Origin of the sequence: Geothrix sp. 21YS21S-4 (genome assembly GCF_030845995.1) — a bacterium.
In the GTDB taxonomy this organism is placed as follows: Bacteria; Acidobacteriota; Holophagae; order Holophagales; family Holophagaceae; genus Geothrix.
The window spans coordinates 511577-526447 of record NZ_CP132719.1 but is presented as its reverse complement, the minus strand read 5'-3'; the positions used below and the strand labels follow the sequence as shown (position 1 = coordinate 526447).

The 14871-nt window shown below is 70.2% G+C and carries 17 protein-coding genes and 2 tRNA genes; 8 read left to right on the top strand and 11 right to left on the bottom strand.

The genetic code is table 11. The annotated features are described in order from the left end of the window. Positions 1 to 70: 70 nt before the first annotated feature. A complete protein-coding gene (locus RAH39_RS02535; protein WP_306591232.1) occupies positions 71 to 1129 on the top strand; it encodes a helix-turn-helix transcriptional regulator in 1059 nt (352 codons plus the stop codon). A gap of 45 nt (positions 1130 to 1174) precedes the next feature. On the opposite strand, the gene RAH39_RS02530 is transcribed toward RAH39_RS02535, so the two are convergent. The 3 genes from RAH39_RS02530 to RAH39_RS02520 form a co-directional block, all read right to left on the bottom strand. Then, positions 1175 to 2665: an ammonia-forming cytochrome c nitrite reductase subunit c552 gene (locus RAH39_RS02530; protein ID WP_306591231.1), complete on the bottom strand. Its 1491-nt coding sequence runs from the start codon at positions 2663 to 2665 to the stop codon at positions 1175 to 1177. Positions 2666 to 2736: 71 nt separating this feature from the next. Beyond that, positions 2737 to 3234 carry a cytochrome c nitrite reductase small subunit gene (gene nrfH / locus RAH39_RS02525; RefSeq protein ID WP_306591230.1) on the bottom strand — a complete coding sequence of 166 codons (498 nt, stop codon included), beginning with the start codon at positions 3232 to 3234 and terminating at the stop codon, positions 2737 to 2739. 161 nt (positions 3235 to 3395) lie between these two features. Continuing rightward, the gene (locus RAH39_RS02520) at positions 3396 to 4208 is read right to left on the bottom strand and encodes a DUF4097 family beta strand repeat-containing protein (protein WP_306591229.1); all 813 of its coding nucleotides are present in this window, start codon (positions 4206 to 4208) and stop codon (positions 3396 to 3398) included. Positions 4209 to 4330: 122 nt separating this feature from the next. Between RAH39_RS02520 and RAH39_RS02515 the strand changes: the two genes are divergently transcribed. Next, positions 4331 to 4579 carry a hypothetical protein gene (locus RAH39_RS02515; protein WP_306591228.1) on the top strand — a complete coding sequence of 83 codons (249 nt, stop codon included), beginning with the start codon at positions 4331 to 4333 and terminating at the stop codon, positions 4577 to 4579. A gap of 22 nt (positions 4580 to 4601) precedes the next feature. Then, a complete protein-coding gene (locus RAH39_RS02510) occupies positions 4602 to 5090 on the top strand; it encodes a hypothetical protein (protein WP_306591227.1) in 489 nt (162 codons plus the stop codon). Here the strand turns inward: RAH39_RS02510 and RAH39_RS02505 are convergent. From RAH39_RS02505 to RAH39_RS02485, 5 genes are all read right to left on the bottom strand, one after another. Then, a complete protein-coding gene (locus tag RAH39_RS02505; protein WP_306591226.1) occupies positions 5087 to 5557 on the bottom strand; it encodes a DMT family transporter in 471 nt (156 codons plus the stop codon). The two genes, RAH39_RS02510 and RAH39_RS02505, sit on opposite strands and share 4 nt — an antisense overlap. A 52-nt stretch (positions 5558 to 5609) precedes the next feature. Continuing rightward, positions 5610 to 7037, bottom strand: coding sequence for a serine/threonine-protein kinase (locus tag RAH39_RS02500; RefSeq protein ID WP_306591225.1), 1428 nt, complete (start codon positions 7035 to 7037; stop codon positions 5610 to 5612). Between the two features lie 114 nt (positions 7038 to 7151). Further along, on the bottom strand, positions 7152 to 8084 hold the full coding sequence (locus tag RAH39_RS02495) for a GGDEF domain-containing protein (protein WP_306591224.1): 933 nt from the start codon (positions 8082 to 8084) through the stop codon (positions 7152 to 7154). Further along, the gene (locus tag RAH39_RS02490; RefSeq protein WP_306591223.1) at positions 8084 to 8869 is read right to left on the bottom strand and encodes a hypothetical protein; all 786 of its coding nucleotides are present in this window, start codon (positions 8867 to 8869) and stop codon (positions 8084 to 8086) included. The genes RAH39_RS02495 and RAH39_RS02490 overlap by 1 nt, the downstream gene beginning before the upstream one ends. Then, a complete protein-coding gene (locus tag RAH39_RS02485) occupies positions 8869 to 9417 on the bottom strand; it encodes a hypothetical protein (RefSeq protein ID WP_306591222.1) in 549 nt (182 codons plus the stop codon). Before RAH39_RS02485 ends, RAH39_RS02490 begins: the two co-directional genes overlap by 1 nt. Before the next feature lie 92 nt (positions 9418 to 9509). On the opposite strand from RAH39_RS02485, the gene RAH39_RS02480 reads away from it, so the two are divergent. From RAH39_RS02480 to RAH39_RS02465, 4 genes are all read left to right on the top strand, one after another. Beyond that, positions 9510 to 9584 (top strand) — tRNA-Gln (locus RAH39_RS02480). A 17-nt stretch (positions 9585 to 9601) separates the two neighbouring features. Further along, positions 9602 to 9676 (top strand) — tRNA-Glu (locus RAH39_RS02475). Positions 9677 to 9729: 53 nt separating this feature from the next. Continuing rightward, on the top strand, positions 9730 to 10029 hold the full coding sequence (locus RAH39_RS02470; protein WP_306591221.1) for a hypothetical protein: 300 nt from the start codon (positions 9730 to 9732) through the stop codon (positions 10027 to 10029). Positions 10030 to 10166: 137 nt separating this feature from the next. Next, entirely contained in the window at positions 10167 to 11243 is a 1077-nt protein-coding gene (locus tag RAH39_RS02465) for a VanZ family protein (protein WP_306591220.1), read from the top strand. On the opposite strand, the gene yihA is transcribed toward RAH39_RS02465, so the two are convergent. The 3 genes from yihA to RAH39_RS02450 all read right to left on the bottom strand — a co-directional run bounded on the left by yihA (position 11232) and on the right by RAH39_RS02450 (position 13838). Next, complete coding sequence (gene yihA, locus RAH39_RS02460) at positions 11232 to 11819, bottom strand: ribosome biogenesis GTP-binding protein YihA/YsxC (RefSeq protein ID WP_306591219.1); 588 nt, start codon at positions 11817 to 11819, stop codon at positions 11232 to 11234. The genes RAH39_RS02465 and yihA overlap by 12 nt on opposite strands. Before the next feature lie 70 nt (positions 11820 to 11889). Then, positions 11890 to 12576, bottom strand: a complete 687-nt coding sequence (gene ftsE, locus RAH39_RS02455; protein ID WP_306591218.1) for a cell division ATP-binding protein FtsE — start codon at positions 12574 to 12576, stop codon at positions 11890 to 11892. Positions 12577 to 12665: 89 nt separating this feature from the next. Beyond that, on the bottom strand, positions 12666 to 13838 hold the full coding sequence (locus RAH39_RS02450; RefSeq protein ID WP_306591217.1) for an acetyl-CoA C-acetyltransferase: 1173 nt from the start codon (positions 13836 to 13838) through the stop codon (positions 12666 to 12668). Positions 13839 to 13948: 110 nt separating this feature from the next. Between RAH39_RS02450 and RAH39_RS02445 the strand changes: the two genes are divergently transcribed. Then, the gene (locus RAH39_RS02445) at positions 13949 to 14851 is read left to right on the top strand and encodes a DUF4097 family beta strand repeat-containing protein (RefSeq protein ID WP_306591216.1); all 903 of its coding nucleotides are present in this window, start codon (positions 13949 to 13951) and stop codon (positions 14849 to 14851) included. Positions 14852 to 14871: the final 20 nt, after the last annotated feature.

Here is a 14871-nt window from a genome sequence, read left to right as displayed (position 1 = left end):
GGGGCTCCCGGGTCCGCTTGACGCCTTGCCTCTGGACAGTGGCTGACCAATCATGGTCCCGGAGGCTGCCATGGCCCGGATCTCCCCCCGCAAGGTTCCCGAATCCGCCCGTCCGGACGGCAGCCGCCTGGTGAAGCCGGAGCGGGTCCAGGCCGTCCTAGACGCTGTCCGCGACGCGGGCGAGGCCGGCATCACCAAGGCCGCGCTCAGCCGCAAGCTGGGCGGCGCCGCGCTGCGCACCGTGGACCGGGCCATCGGCCTGCTGGAGGAACAGGGCGCGCGCTTCGGGAAGGGCCGCCAGGGCCGTCCTCCCGTCATCCACTTCACCCTGGAGAAGGGCCCCTCCTGGGACAGCCGGATCACGCCCCACGCCCGCCTGGCGATGGAGGTGGCGCTGATGGCGCTGGAGGGCACCGCCACCGAGCTGTGGTTCGACCACTTGGAGGGGCTGCGGGCGCTGGCCGACAGCCACCTGAGCACCCGGGACCGGGAGCTGTTCCGCACCCTCCAGACGCACGTGTGCGTCCGCGGCGGCGCCGACGACCAGCAGGCCCTGGACACCGTGATGCTCACGCAGGTCCTCCTCGCCCTGGGCCATTCGGACGGCCCGCGGGAGCTGGAGCTGACCTACCGCGCGGCGTCCACAGGCCGCACCACGACGCGGACCGCGGTCCCCTTCACCCTCACCCACGACGTGTTCTCCGGCGGGGCGTTCCTCCTGGCCTGGGACGCGGCCAAGCAGGAAGTCCGCTCCTTCCGCCTGGCCCGCATCGCCGAGGCCCGGAGCCTCGCCAAGCGCGGGCTCATCCCCGACAAGCGCCCGCTGGAACAGGCCCGCGACCTTCAGATCGGCGGCTGGTTCGGCCCCGGCGCCCCGTTCCACGTGAAGGTCCGCGTGGGCGGATCCAACTGGCCCCAGGCCCTCCTGGACGCGCCCCCCGCCCTGCCCTCCGTCACCGTCCACAAGGAGAAGGGCGGCACGGTCCTCCTCGCCTTCCAGGCCACCGAGCCCTCCGGCCCCGCGCGCTTCATCCTCCAGCTGGGCGCCGACGCGGAAGTCCTGGAGCCGCCCGCGCTGCGGACCCATTTGACGGGGGTCTTGAAGGAGATGGCGGGAAGGTACCGATAGCAAAAGGGCCGGCAAAGCCGGCCCTTTTGCGGTTCCCCCTTCTCCCTACTTCTTCGCCACCTTGCCGCCCTGTAGGTCGCGGAGGAGCACCTGGCCCTGGCGGCCGTAGTCGATCGATTCGCCGAGGATGCGCGCGACCTCCTGGGGGGCGTGGAAGCCCATGGAGTTCTCGGCGTTGACGAAGTCCACGCGCCACTGGGCCTTGCGCTGGAGTTCGAGCACGGGCTTGAGCTTGGCGTCGTCCACGCCGGCCTTCTTGGCGGCGTCGATGTCGTTGATGAGGTTCACCACGGCGTCCTCCGCCCGGTCCATCAGGGCCTTGGTGCGGTCCTGGATGGCGGTGACGCGGGCCTTCAGCTCGTCCTCGGGGAACCGGTGGCAGGTCTGGCAGGACCGCGAGATGTCGAGGAGCGGGCTGCGTACCTGATGGTCGCTGATCTTGAGGGCGCCTTCGCGCTTGTAGGGCATGTGGCAGTCGGCGCAGGAGACCCCGGAGCGGGCGTGGATGCCCTGGCTCCACATCTCGAATTCGGGATGCTGGGCCTTGAGGACCTCGGCGCCGGTCCGGCCGTGCTTCCAGTCGAAGAAGCGGTGGCCGTCGGGGAACTTGTAGTCGTCGTAGGTGGCCTCGATCTGCTCGACCTTCAGGCCCTTGTTCCAGGGGAAGAACAGCGTGACCTTGGGGCCGCAGTAGTACTCGACGTGGCACTGCCCGCACACCATGGAGCGCAGTTCCTGGCGGGAGGCGTCGCGGTTGGCGTCGTAGGCGGTGGTACGGTCGCCCTTCCGCCACTTCTCGATGGAGGGCAGGTGCGGGACGGGCTCGCCGCTGCGGGCCAGGGCGTCGATGCCCCGGATGAAGCCCGGCTTGGTGACGCGGAGGGCCATGGTCTTGGGCTCGTGGCAGTCGATGCAGGCCACCGGATGCTTCACGAGGGCCGTGGCCTCCTGGTAGGGCATCTTGCAGAGGGCTTCGAATCCCGCCATCAACTGGGCCTGGGCGTTGGGGCTGCCGAAGGCCTCGTCCAGGGTGCCCGGCGCGCCGCCCTTCAGACCCAGCTCGCGGAAAGCCACGGTGTTGGACGCGTGGCAGTGGAGGCAGGAGCCCGGCTGCGGGCGATCCGTGACGCGCTTGGTGGTGCGCTGGTCGTCCAGCATGTAGGCGTGGCCTCGGCGCTGGTTGAAGTCGATGGCGAAGGCGTAGCCGTCGAAGATCGTCACCAGGCGGGGATCCTCCAGGATCCGGCTCTTGGGCAGCCCCTCGCTCCCGGCGCCGCCGTACTTGGTGCTGTATTTCTCGGCGGTGCGCAGGTAGGCGTCGTACTGGCGCGGGAAGTTCTTCCCCCACACGGCGGGATCGACGGTCTTCTCGTCCAGGTCCACCAGCTTGAGGCTGGTCTGGAGCGCCTCGGCCTTGCGGGTGGAGATGTTGGCGTAGAGGGACATCACCAGGACGGTCGCCAGCGCGGCGCCGGCGGCGAGCAGGCCCATCCGGACCACCGGCCGGGAGAGCAGGGGAGTGGGATTGTCGGTCATCGGAGGGGTCCTCCCGCGTGGGGGCTACGCGTCAAAGGGTGGATCGGAAAAGGGTACGGCAGGTTCGCCTGTCAGCGCGTCGGCCCATGGCCCACCTCCTGGTGGCAGCGGACGCAGCCGTAGAGGTCCGCCTTCTGGGTGGGATCCGTGGGGACGCCGAGGGTCCCATGCGCGGTGATCTCGCCCACCAGCCCGCCGTGGCAGCGCAGGCAGTTGCTCTCCAGCACCTCGGCGTTGGAGGGCTTGATGCGGATGGGCTCGGGGAAGTTCTGGAGGGTGAAGGCCTTGGAATGGTGGTAGCCGTTGCTGGCCTTCACGAACAGCTTGCTGACGGGGTTGTCGTGGGGCAGATGGCAGTCGTTGCACACGGCCACCGCGTGATGGGAGCCGTGGCGCCAGCCGTCGTATTCCTCGCGCATGATGTGGCAGTTCACGCAGACCGAAGGATCGTTGGACAAGTAGGAGGTCCCATGGGCGGTCAGGAAGGTGTAGGTGCCGGAGCCCAGGAACACGCCCGCGAAGACGCTGGCCAGAACGCTCAACAGGAACAGGCGACGCTTTCCGCTCACGGGGGTATCCATCCGGCGTGCGGGGTCCGATCCCGCACCCGGAACAGCATGGATCAAAATAAAGACAAGTCAATCCGAATATCAAAAACCCGCGCCGGGATTTGATGTGGGCCCATGAAAAGGGGCCGGCTAAACCGGCCCCTTACGGATCGCTTTTCCTTTCAATCCAAGGTAATTCCGCCGTTCACGGTCTCCAGCCGCAGTTCCTCGTCGCTGCCGGGGAAGACCGCGGTGACGCGGCGGCGGGTGGCCTCCACCTGCTCCGCGCCCTTGGCGTTGAAGGTGATGCCGCCGTTGTGGGTGGACGCCTTCAAACGGCCTTTGAGTCCCGCCATCTGGAGGCGGATCCCCCCGTTCACCGTCTCCGCCTTCAGGCCCTTGCCCTGGCCGTCCAGCGCCGAGCCCTTGATGCCGCCGTTGACGGTCTGGAGGTTCAGGGCGCCATGGACGCGCTCCAGCGCGATGCCGCCGTTGACGGTGGTGGCCTTCAGGGAATCCTGGAGATCCACGGCGCGGATCCCGCCGTTCACCGTGGTCAGGTTGGCGGTCCCTCGCGTGCCCGTGAGGGCGATCTCGCCGTTCACGTTCTCCAGGGTGGGCGACACCCGCCGGGGCACCTTCAGCGTCATCTGGCACACGGGCGGGCGGGAGGAATCCCGCTCCTCGCGCTTGGGGTATTCCCCGCGAATTTCCAGACTGTTTTTCCCGGATTCCAGGACCACCTTCACCTGCTCGTCCTTGCTGCCGGGCTTGAACTCGCCGGTGAACTGGACTTCCTCCTTGTCCCAGGCTTCCACGCGGATGAAGCCGTTGACGTTCTTCACCTTGAGCGAAGAACCCGCAGGCAGGGCGACCGTCCGCGTCTCGGTGACCTTCTCCGCCTTGGCGGGCTGGATCACCAGCGTCTGGGCCATCGCGGGCGCGCAGAGGGAAATCGCGGCGACGGCCGCGGAAAGGAAACGGGGAAGGGCCATGGGAGCCTCCTGGATGTCAGAGATCGCGAGGAGGATACGAAAGGTTTCGGGCCCGCGTTTAGAGCTCGCGGGGCGCCGCAAAAATCCAGGATCTCCGTATACTTGGGGCGCCGGAGTCCCCCATGCCGACCATCGACCTCAGCCCCGCGGAGTGGAAGCTCATCGAGAGCCTGCGCGCCCTGCCCGATCCGGCCCTGCGGGAGCGGATGCACGCCTCGCTCGACGGGCTGCTCTTCTTCTTCCGGAACCCCCGCTGCCAGGGCATGGGCGTGGAGGGTTTCCCCTGCGGCGATCCCCAGTCCGCCTGCGAGGAGTGCCACGAGGTCTGGGACGTGCTGGACCGCGTGGCCCAGCGCGGCCGGACGGCCTGACCCGCGGGTCCGCGTGGGACGCGTGAGGGTCCTCGTGGTGGAGGCGGACCGGACCGCCTGGCCCGCCATGGAGGCCTTCTTCGGGCGTCAGTTCGAGCAGGCGGGAGCCGAGGCGGACCTGACCTTCCGCGCCGGGCTTCCCCAGCGGGCGGCCGGATTCCACCTGGTTTCGCTTCCGGAGCGGGTGGAGGGCCGCAAGGTGGCCCACCTGCTGCTGGACCGGCCCGCCCTCCTGGCGGACCTCAAGGCCACTTCCATCGTCAACCTGCACGCCCCTCGCTGCGGTCGGATGCACGCGGACCTGCGGCTCCTCCTGGATCGGGGGAGTGCGGGGCTGGCGTCGGACGGGCTGTGGGTGTTCGCGCGGGACTGGATGACGCCCTGGTTCGACGTGCCTCTGGAGTTCCCCGAACTGGGCCTGGTCGGGTCCTTCGCCCCGTCCGTCCCCGTGGCGGTGCCCGCCCGGACCTGGGACCGCCGCACTCCCCTGCCCGTCCCCCTCCTGGCCTAGGGCCGCGCGCCCAGCCAGCGGTCCCCGAAGTTCACGAGGAGGACCCCCGCCAGGATCAGGGCCGCCCCGGCGATCCGGACGCCCGAGATGCCGCGCACGGGCAGGCCCACCCAGCCGAAGTGGTCGAAGGCCAGGGATGAGCACACTTGCCCCGCCACGATCAGCGAGATCATCGCCGCCATTCCGATGCGCGGGGCCAGCAGGGTGGACCCGAACACGAAGAAGGCCCCGAGGGCGCCGCCCACCCACTGCCAGAGGGGAATCCGGGACAGGCCGCCCAGGGTGGCGAAGGGCTGGCCCGTGAGCCAGGACGCCAGGCCGAGGACCACCGTGCCCACCGCGAAGGAGACCAAGGCCGCCAGCACGGATCCGCTGCTGAGCGTGATCCGGAGGGCCCCGTTGATGGCGGACTGGAGCGGGATCACCAGCCCGATGGCGAAGGCCATGAGGATGAACATCAGGAGCATGGGCCCTCCCCGCGAGAAGCTGCGATGGTAGCCCGGCGCCCGCTCCCCCGTCTCAGAGGGCGTCCCAGGCCTGCCGGGCGCTGCCGGTGGCGTCCCCCGTCCCGCCCTTCACCCGCGCGCGGAGCTCCGGCGGCAGGCTGCGGGCGGCCTCCAGGGCCTGGACCTTGAAGGGCTGCGCCAGGTCCGGCCAGGCCGCGACCACCGCCTCTGCCCAACTCGCGTCGCCCAGGAGCGCCCGAGGGAGCCACCGCCAGACGGTACCCAACCCGGCTTCCTTGAGGACCGCCAGGGCCTCCGCCTCCCGGTTCGTGCGCCGGGCCAGGTGGGCCGCCGCTTCCGCCGCCTCCCGCTGGGCGAAAGGATCGGGCACCAACGAGAGGAGCGCGCCCAGGGCTTCGTCGTTTCCCACCTTGCCGAGGGTTCTCGCCAGGGCGAACCGCGAGCCCTCCGGCCCCTGGCCCAGGGCTTCCAGCAGCCAGGGGCCGTCCGCGGGCCGGGCGGCCACATAGAGGCCTTCCGCGGCGGAGCGGCGGATGCCCACGGGGCCGGTGGCCAGGGCATCCAGATAGGGGCCCAGTCGAACCTCGGGGCCGCTCTCCTCGGGCAGCTCCCCCCGCGGCATGGTCACGGTGGCGATCTCCCGGTCCACGCCCCGGTAGCCGGGCAGCGGCTCCTCGCCCCAGCCGGCGGCTTCGGCGCTCTCCAGCCACGTGGACAGCTCCTGTCCGAACGTCGCCATGTCCGGGATCCGCCGCGCGGGATCGGGCTGCAGGGCCCGCAGGATCAGCCCCGCAAAGCGGGGAGGGAAGCCGGGGCGGGCGGCGGCCGGTGGGAGCTGGATCTGGGCGTAGGCCTGGCCGGTGGTGAATTCGTAGAGGATGGCGCCGAGGGCGTAGACGTCGCAGCGGCCGTCCACGCGGCGGGGATCGCCGTGCTGTTCGGGGGCCATGTAGCCCACCGTCCCCACCACCATCTGGCTGCGGGTGACGCGGGTCCGTCCTTCTTCCCCCTCCCACAGGCAGACGCCGAAATCCGTCACCTTGAGGCGGCCGTCGGCGGCGAACAGCAGGTTGGAGGGCTTCAGGTCGCGGTGGATCACGCCCGCGCCGTGGGCCAGCGCCAGGGCCTCGCACACGGGCACCAGCCGGCGTGCGATGGAAGCGGGGGCCTCGCCGCGGCAGGCCTTCAGGCTGCCGCCGGGAAGCAGCTCCATCACGAGGTAGGGCCAGGAGCCGCTGCGTCCGTAGGCCTGGATCTCCACCAGGTGGGGATGGGAAAGGCGCGTCAGCACCTCCCCTTCCCGCAGGAAGCGGCGGACCAGTTCGGTGTCCCCGTGGACCTCCGGACGGAGCAGCTTCACCGCCGACGACTCGCCCCGGAAGCGGTCCTCTCCCCGGAAGACGAGCGCCATCCCGCCCTCGCCCAGGGGCTCCATGAGGCGGACGCTGCCGATCTGGACGGGGAGACGCAGGGAACTCATCGCCACTCCCGTCCGCGCAAGGCCAGGCCTGCCGCCGGATCGGCGGACCTCGGCTCCAGCGCTCGGAAGGCAGACCACATCCCTCTCAGTCTAGCCCAGGGTCCCGGCGTCGGCTCAGCCGTGGCAGGCGCGGTTCCGGCCCTCGGCCTTGGCGCGGTAGAGCGCCGCGTCCGCCCGGGACAGGAGCTGGCCGGCCTCCACGTCGCCCGGCTGGCGCTCCGCCAGGCCCAGGCTGCACGTGACCTGCAGGGGTCCGCTGGGCAGGAGCACCGGCGCGGCCGCCAGGGCCTGCCGGAGCCGCTCGGCGAAGGGAACGGCGCCGCTGAGGTCGGTCTCGGGGAGGACCATCAGGAACTCCTCTCCGCCGATGCGCCCCGCCAGATCCGTCTCCCGCAGGGTGGCGCGCAGCCGCTCCCCGAAGTTCGCCAGCACCAGGTCGCCGGCTCCGTGCCCATAGGTGTCGTTCACCTGCTTGAAGCGGTCCAGGTCGCACACCACCACCGCCAAAGGGCGGTCGTAGCGCATGCTCATCCCGAAGCGCGTCTGGAGTTCCGACAGCGTGCTGGCGCGGTTGGACAGGCCCGTGAGCGGGTCCTTGGTGCTGAGGTCCAGCAGCGTCTCGTGGAAGGCCCGCTCCAGCGAATCCAGCGCCACCAGCTTGAGGACGTGACCTCCGATGGCCAGGCGATCGCCCGCATCCAGGATACGAACGCCTCGCAGCCGCTCGCCGTTCACGTGGGTTCCATTGGTGGATCCGAGATCCTCCACCCGGATCCGGCCGTCCTCCAGGGCGAGGCGGGCATGGTGGCGGCTCACCTCGCTGTCGAGGAGGACGACCTGGGCCTGCGGGGCCCGGCCGACCAGCGCCTCGCCCGCGGGCAGCGGGAAGATGCGGCCGAGGGCGGTGCCCGCGTAGGCCACGAGCGCCCACTCCACGGGCACCGGCAGGATCTCTCCCTCCATCTTGGCGCGGATCTTCGTGGGCATTTCCGGCGCGACCCCGGCGCGGCCCGGCGCATCTTCAGGAGCGGGAGCGGGTTTCGGCATCACCGGTCCTCCACGAAACAGCTGACGAGGGTTCCATCGTCCTTTCGCCGCGCCAGGATGAATGGCGCGCGCGCCGCCGCGGCCGCGCTGGGCTCGAGGCGCACGAGGATCCGCCCCAGGCGCGGGTCGTGCCGGAGATCGCCCACGCCCTTGCGCGGGATCCGGAACAGGCCGAGCACTTCCAGATTCCGCACGTTCTCGCCGGTCTCCCGCACGAGCTGGAGGCTGTAGCGCATCCACAGGCCCTTGGGCAGATGCTGGATGTCCTCGCCCCGGATGGCGATGGGTTGGGCGAACACGGCCTCCAGGTCCCGGAGGGCCGAACCGCCGGAAAGCGTCGGATCCAACCGCCGGGTGCCGGGACGCGCCAGGGGCTCGTGGAGCCGCGCCACCGCGGGCCGGGCCGGCGCATCCACCCTGCCCGCGACGCCCACGCGGCGAGGAAGGGGCGGCACCGCCATCCGGGTCGCGCGGCCCGCCGCCAGCGGGGTCATCCCCAGGACCGTGGCTTCCGCGCCCCACCGGGCCCAGCCCGCTTCGGCCTCCACCCGCGCCGAGAAGGGCTCCAGCCCTCCGACCTTCGCCGCATCCCGGAAAAGCGGCATGGCGCGGTCCTCTCCGCGGAGGACCTCCAGTCCGTCCCGCCCGACGGCGCCCACCATCTCCGAGCCCCGGGTCTGGAGGAGGAAGGCCTCCGGCGGAGCCGCCACCACCGTCGCCCCCGCAAAGGTGCGACGCAGCGTCTCGGCGGCGTCCGCCATCGCCTCCTTCATCCGTCCGAGCATCAGCTTCCCTTCACCACCAGGCTCTGCAGCGCCGCCCCCACGCGTTCGAGGGGTTCCGTAAGATCCATGTGATAGCCGGCCTCCAGAAGTTTCGGCACCGCCTGCTCCTGGGCCGCGGCTTCCACCGAGCCGGCGAACATCACGCGCAGGGGAGCGGCGCCTTCGGCGAGCTGGATCAGGAGGTCGCGGGCGCCGGCGCGGAACACCTCGCCGACCCGCGCCAGGGGCGGTTCCTGGCTCTTCTGGACCGCGAGCACCGGCCACTTCGCATCCCCCGACCAGCCTCCCGCCAGTTCCGCGGGCCCGACGATGAACAGGTCCGGCTGCGCCTTCAGCTCCTTGAGCAGCGTCTTCTGGATGACCTCTTCCTTCAGGTGCGGCTCCAGCGACTTGCCGTAGAGGATTCCCTGCAGGCGCGTGGGCGTGATCGGCTCCGTGTAGCGGAAGTCCAGCGGAATGCCGGACGTATCCGTCACCAGCAGCCCCCCGAGGTAGCTCGCGCCCTCCTTGACTGCCATGAAGTACGCCAGCTTGATCGGTTCGGCCATTGTGGTTCCTCTTCCCGAAGGCTACCCCTCCCTTCGGCGGAACTCCCCCTTGCCTTTTGTCCCGCACCTGATACAGTGGATCTTCCACTCGTTGGGGAGTGGTCTAATGGTAGGACAACGGTTTCTGGTACCGTCAGGTGAGGGTTCAAATCCTTCCTCCCCAACCATCCACAACTTGGACGATGGTCCCATCGTATAGCGGTTAGTACACCGCCCTCTCACGGCGGGAACAGGGGTTCGATTCCCCTTGGGACTACCAAGCGGCCCGGCTCACGCCGGGCCTTTTTTCGTAGGCTCGTACGGGAGGTCGCCATGGAGTGGGAGTTCAAGCCCGGGGACCGCGTGCAGCTCACCCGCGCCGGCGTGGCGCTGTACGGCGGGGCGTGGCCCCACTTCGTGCCCCAGGCCCAGGGAGGAGGCACCCCGGGAACGGTGCTGGTCGCCGGAGACCGCCCGCACAAACCGGGCGCCGCTCCCCGCCCCTACTACGTCCGCTGGGACAACGGCACGGAGAACAGCTACCGCGCCGAGGACCTGGAGGCGGCGCCGGAGGCTGAGGAGAGCGAGCCTCCGCTCGCCGGCAACATCGTGCCCTTCCGGCGCCCGCAATGAGTACTCCCGCGCCCCGCATGCCCGCCCTGCCCTGTTCCTGGACCTGCCGCGGCCACTGCCCGACGTGCCAGGCCCTCCACGCGCCTCCTCCGCCAGGGCTTCTTCCTGCGGGCTGAAAACCTGTGCTTGGATGAAGCATGCGAATGCGATGGTGGTGGTTCTTTCCCGTGGCGGTGGCGGCGGCCATCTTCTACCTGAGCGCGCAGTCGCACTATCCGGGCGGCGTGGAGCTGCCGCCGCCCCTCGACAAGTTCGCCCACGCGACGGTCTTCGGCGCGCTGGCGCTGGCCCTGGAACTGGCGCTCCGCCATGTCGCCCCGGGGATGCCCATCTACCGCCGCCACCTGCTGGTTTTGGCCGCGGTGTCGCTCTACGGCGCCTCGGATGAGTGGCACCAGGCCTTCGTGCCAGGCCGCTCCTGCGAGGTCGCGGACTGGGCGGCGGACACCGTCGGAGGCGCGCTGGCCCTGGCGGCGGCCTCGCTGCACCTCCTCACGACCCGCCGGCTGGCGGCCCTCTCCTGGTGGCGCGGGCCGAAGCGCCGGCTGGATCCCTCCCGGGATCTGATCCTGGTGGCCGATCCCCACTGGGGCGCGACCCTGACGGGGCTGGAGGCGGCGGCCGCCGCCCATCCGGATGCCGACTGGCTGTTCCTGGGGGACGTCTTCGACGTGTGGGTGGGCTTGCCCGGGATGGAGAGCGACGCCCAGCGGGCCTTCCTCGCCTGGGTAGACGCCCGGCGCGCCGCGGGCCGCTGGGTGGGCCTGTGGCTGGGCAACCGCGAGTACTTCCTAGATTCCCACGCCGCCCGCTTCGACCTGATGGGCGAGGGCACCGGCGGAGCGCTGGAAGAGGAGGGCCTGGTGTGGGAGCACGGGGACCTCGTCAACGCGGCGGACCGGCAGTACCGGCTGTGGAACCTCATCTCCCGTTCGGGACCGGTGTGGCTGCTGTTCCGCCTGTTGCCGGCGGGCACCGCCCGAAAGGTCTCCGCCTGGATGGAGCGGAAGCTCCGCACCACCAACGCCGCCTACAAGCTGACGTTCCCCCGGGAGGCCTTCCGCGCCGCGGCCCAGGCCCATCCCGGAAAGACCTTCCTCACCGGCCACTTCCATACCCATGAAGTCGAGGCCAACGGCATCGCCCTGCCCTGGGCCCACGAGGGCCGGTTCATGGTCTGGCGGCGGCGGAAGGTCCAGCCCCTAGAGGCCTAGCAGGTCCGCCACTTCCCGCCGCAACTCCTGGATGCCGGTGCCCTTGCCGGCGCTCACCCAGGCGATGTCGCCGGCGTGCAGGCCCAGATCGGTGGCCACGTCCTTGCGCTGCTTGAGGGCCTTGCTCGGCTTCACCTGGTCGGCCTTGGTGGCCACCACCCGATGGGGCAGGCCCTCGGACCGCAGCCACTCGATCATCTGGTGGTCCAGCTTCGTGGGACCCACCTCGGCGTCCACCAGGACGAAGACCATCCGCAGGGTGGAACGGCCCGTGAGGTAGCCCTCCACCATCTTCTGCCAGCCGGCCCGCTCCGAGGCCGGGCCCGTGGCGAAGCCGTAGCCGGGCAGGTCCACGATCCAGCGGTCGGGGCCCGTGAGGAACACGTTGATCAGCCGCGTGCGACCGGGCGTCTTCGAGACGCGGGCCAGCTGCTTCTGGTTGGCGAGCGCGTTCAGCAGCGAGGACTTCCCCACGTTGCTGCGCCCCACGAAGGCCACCTCCGCGTGGCACACGCCCAGCGTCCGGGCGTCGGAAGCGGACGTGACGAAGCGGGCGTCGGTGAGGGGCTGGGGCATGGGGACTCGGGAAGGGCGGAGCGGACCGCGGATTCCAGAGTAACGGAATGCGGGCTCCTGCCTTCCGCCTTCACACCGTCACGAGGCTCGTGGGAGCCGGCTGGTCGAACGCCACGCGGCCGTGGTCGAGGCCGATGACCCGCTTCTTCATGCGCTGGATCAGGCTGCGGTCGTGGGTGGCCACGACGACCGTGGTGCCCTGGCCGTTGATCCGCTCGAACAGCGCCATGATCTCCTGCGCGAGGTCCGGATCCAGGTTGCCGGTGGGCTCGTCCGCCAGGAGGACCAGCGGATCATTCACCAGCGCCCGGGCGATGGCCACGCGCTGCTGCTCGCCGCCGGAGAGCTGCAGGGGATAGCTGCTCAGCTTGTGCTGGAGACCCACCATCTTGAGGGCGCGGAAGGTGCGCTGCTTCTGCTCGGCGGCGCTCACGCCCAGGACCTTCAGGACGAAGGCCACATTCTCGAAGATGGTGCGGCTGCGGATGAGCTTGAAGTCCTGGAACACCACGCCCAGCTTCCGCCGCAGGAGGGGCATCTCCTTCTCCGGCATGGCGGCCAGCCGGTGCCCCGCCAACTGGATCTCGCCGCTGCTCGGGACCTGCTCCCGGAACAGCAGCTTCAGCAGGGTGGACTTCCCCGCCCCGCTGGGCCCCGTCAGGAACACGAACTCCCCCGCCTCGATGCCGAAGCTCACGTCCGTCAGAGCCGTGTGGATGCGGTCGTACTGCTTGCCGACGTGGGTGAGGGTGATCATGAGAAAAAGCTAACCGCGAAAGACGCGGAAATCCGCGAAAGAAGCCTTCTCTTTTTTCGCGCCCTTTCGCACCTTTCGCGGTTCCAACCTTAGAGCCTTTCCACCAGCATGGCCACGCCCTGGCCGCCGCCGACGCAGAGGGCCGCGAGGCCCAGCTTCTTGTTCTCGTCCTGGAGCAGATGGAGGAGGGTGACGAGGATGCGGGTGCCGCTGGCACCGATGGGGTGGCCCAGGGCGATGGCGCCGCCGCGAAGGTTGACCTTGGCGGGATCCAGCTCCGGCAGTTCGGCGAGAACGCCCAGGCTCTGGGCGGCGAAGGCCTCGTTCAGCTCGAACAGGTCGATGTCCTGGAGCTTCACGCCGGTCTTCGCCAACAGCTTCCGGATAGCGGGGACGGGGCCCAGTCCCATCAGCGCGGGATCCACGCCGGCCTGGGCGAACCCGAGGATGCGGGCGACGGGGCGGTGATCCTTCGCGGCGGCTTCGGACGCCAGCACCACGGCGGCGGCGCCGTCATTGATTCCGCTGGCGTTCCCGGCGGTCACGGTGCCGTCCTTCCGGAAGGCGGGCTTCAGCTTGGCCAGGCCCTCGGTAGAGGCGTCGGTCTTGATGTACTCGTCGCGGCTGAAGGCCACGTCGCCCTTTTTGCCGGGAAGGGTCACGGTGAAGGTCTCGCGGTCGAAGGCGCCCGCGGCCTGGGCGGCGGCGGCCTTCCGCTGGCTCTGCAGGGCGAAGGCGTCCTGCGCTTCGCGGGTGACGCCGTGCTTCGCGGCCACGCTCTCGGCGGTGATGCCCATGTGGGTATCGCCGTGGCCGCACCACAGGCCGTCCTGGATCATGCTGTCGATGAGCTGGGCGTTCCCCATGCGGGCGCCCCACCGGGCAGCGGGCAGCAGGTAGGGAGCGTTGGACATGCTCTCGGTCCCGCCCGCCACCGTGAGTTCCGCATCGCCCAGGCGGATGGACTGGGCGCCGAGGGCCACGGCCTTGAGCCCCGATCCGCAGACCTGATTGGGCGTGTGCGCCGGCGCGGCCTGGGGAAGGCCCGCCTTGAGGGCCGCCAGCCGGGCCACGTTCTGCCCGCTGCCCGCCTGGAGAACATTGCCCAGCACCACCTCCTCCACCCGGTCGGCGGCCACGCCCGCGCGGGCCAGGGCCTCCCCGATGGCCAGGGCGCCCAACTGGACGGCGTTCAAGGGCTTGAGGGCGCCGCCGAAGGTCCCGACGGCGGTGCGGGCAGAAGCGAGGATATACACGGACATGGGGGCTCCGGAGGGACCTTCCAGGGTATCGTGACTAAACGTTCGAGCCCCGCAGGCGTGAACTTCTCATTCCGGGCCCGCCCCGGCTCTTTCTCCCACGGGAGTCCCCCATGACCGTTTCCAGCCGCTGGATCCCCCTGTTCCTGGCCGGGAGCGCCCTTCTGGCTCAGGTGCCGCCTCCCCCCCCGCCCCCGGCGCCGCCCGCGCCTCCGGCACCCTCCATCGGCATCGATCTGCCCACGGGTTCCCGGACGGAGCAACGGACCGAGAAGCTGGCGCCCGGCTCCAAGCTGTGGGTGAAGAACCGCAACGGCGGGATCCGCGTCACCGGCTGGGAGCGCGACGAGGTCTCCCTCACCGCCCAGATCCGCGACAGCGAAAAGCGCCGCGTCGAGCTGGTCCTCCAGCGCAAGGGGCAGGATCTGGACATCGAGGCGCTGTTCCAGCAGCCCTCCTGGAGCTTCGGGGTCTACGTCAGCCCCCGCTGCGAGATGACCCTGCAGGTGCCGCGCAGGGTCCTGGGCCACTTCCGCACCACCAACGGAACCGTGGCCGTGGAGCACCTGGAGGGCTACGCCCGGTGCGAGGCCACCAACGGCAGCATCCAGGTGGTGGACGTGAAGGGCGAAGTCCACGTGGACACCACCAACGGCCCCATCGAGGCGCGCAACCTGGCCGCCCGCATCCAAGGCAGCACCACCAACGGCCGCATCGTCCTGGAGGACGTGCTGGGCGGCATCCGCCTGGAGACCACCAACGGAACCATCAAGGCCCGCAACCTCGACGGCTGGGGCGAGGGCATCCATCTGGAATCCACCAACGGCAGCATCGAAGTGGAGCTGGGGAAGGCCACCGGCGATCTGCTGGCCGAGAACAGCAACGGTTCGCTGGACGTCAAGGTCCCCGGGGCCCAGGTCATCGAACTGACCAAGCACAACGTCCACGTGAAGGTGCCGGGCCGCAGCCAGTCGATCCGCCTGGAAACCACCAACGGCAGCATCCGCGTCAAATAGCGCGGGCCCGGCTAACCTGA